Annotated in this window: 1 protein-coding gene; it reads right to left on the minus strand. The window is 69.1% G+C overall.

Going from position 1 to position 1,681, the window contains the following annotated elements; all coding sequences use genetic code 11:
• A partial coding sequence (locus tag ACZ4FV_RS52245) for an AMP-binding protein (protein WP_465328517.1) occupies positions 1-1,612 on the minus strand: 1,612 nt, incomplete at its 3' end.
• Positions 1,613-1,681: the final 69 nt, after the last annotated feature.

Below are 1,681 nucleotides of genomic sequence, written 5' to 3' on the forward strand. Positions count from 1 at the left end.
ACACCTCGTCACCCGCACGAACCTCGAAGACACAACAACCCACCACCGTCTCGGTCGGCCCGTACTCGTTCACCACCACCGAACCCGGCGACCGCACCAACCACCCCGCCACATCCGCCCCGAACAACGCCTCACCACCGACCACCACACACCGCGCGGAACCGGCAGCCTCCTCCTCCGTCAACAACTCGCCCAGCAACGGCAGGTGCGCGGGCACCACCTTCACCAGGTCGAACCCGGCCCCGGAACGCAACAACCCCGCAAGGCCATCGGCACCACCCTCGGGACTCACCGTCACCGGCGACCCCGACACCAGCGGCAACAACACACTCGTCACCGTCAGGTCGAACGCCAACGACGAGTGCAACGGCGCACCACCCGACGCCCCCACCCCGTACGCCTCGACAGCCCACGCCACATAGTTCGCCAACCCGCCGTGCGTGACCGCCACACCCTTCGGCCGACCCGTCGAACCCGACGTATAGATCACATACGCCAACTCCTCCGAGTGCACCGCGACACCCGACTCCGTCTCGGCCGCCGCCTCCGGAGGCGCGCCGAGCGTGTCGATCGCGATCGTGGGCAACCGGCCGGCCGGCAACTCCTCCAACAGGTCCTCGGTACTGATCAACGTCACGGCACGGCTGTCCGTGAGCATGAACGCGATGCGATCCGACGGGTACTCCGGGTCGATCGGCAGATACGCGGCACCGACCCGCCACACCGCCAGGATCGCCACCACCGCATCGACACCACGCGGCAGACACAGACCCACCACCGAGCCGGCGCCGACCCCGTACCGGCGCAACAACCGCGCCAGGCCGCCCGCACGCGCGTCCAACGCGGCGTACGAGGTCTCGACCCCGTCGCACAGCACCGCCACGGCGTCCGGCGACTCCGCCACCCGCGCCGCGATCAACTCCGGCACCGACACACCCGCTACATCCACGGCGGTGTCGTTCCACTCCACCAACACCCGCGACCGCTCGGCATCGTCCAACACCGCCACGGAGCCCAACGCAACGTCGGCTGCGGCCTCGCCCTCGACACCGTCCGCCAGCACAGCGGTCAGGTTCTCGATCGTCGTGTGCAACATCCGGGTGACCACGTGCGGATCGGCGGGAGCGACGGCGTCCACGGTCATCACGAAGCCGTCGGTGCCCAGGTCGTCCACCGACACGGCCAGCGGGAAGTTCGTGAGGTCCAGCATGTAGACCGTGCGGATGCCCTCCATCTCGCCGCTTCCGTGGCGACCATCGACATCCGTGGCGGTTCCCTGTTCGCCGCTGTAGCGGTAGTTGAAGAAGGCGGTGAACAGCGGTGCGTCGCCGGTGATCCCGCTCGCCTGCTGCGCGAGCGAGAGCGGTGCGTGCTCGTGTTCGAGCAACGCGGCGAGTTGGTCCCGCATCGCGGCCACTGCCGCCAGGGCGCCCACGCCCTCGGTACGCGCCCGCACCGGCAACGTGTTCATGAACAGACCCAACGCACGATCGGCACCGGCACCCGCGTTCATCCGACCGAACAACACCGTCCCGAACACGACATCGTCCCGGCCCGCCAACACCGACAACACCCGCGCCCAGGCAACATGCAGCAACGTCGCGGGACTCACACCCAGCCCCCGCGCCACCTCCCGAATCCGCACGGCCACCACATCCGCCACCGGCAACTCGGCCCGCCG

This window comes from Embleya sp. NPDC025285, from assembly GCF_055558835.1.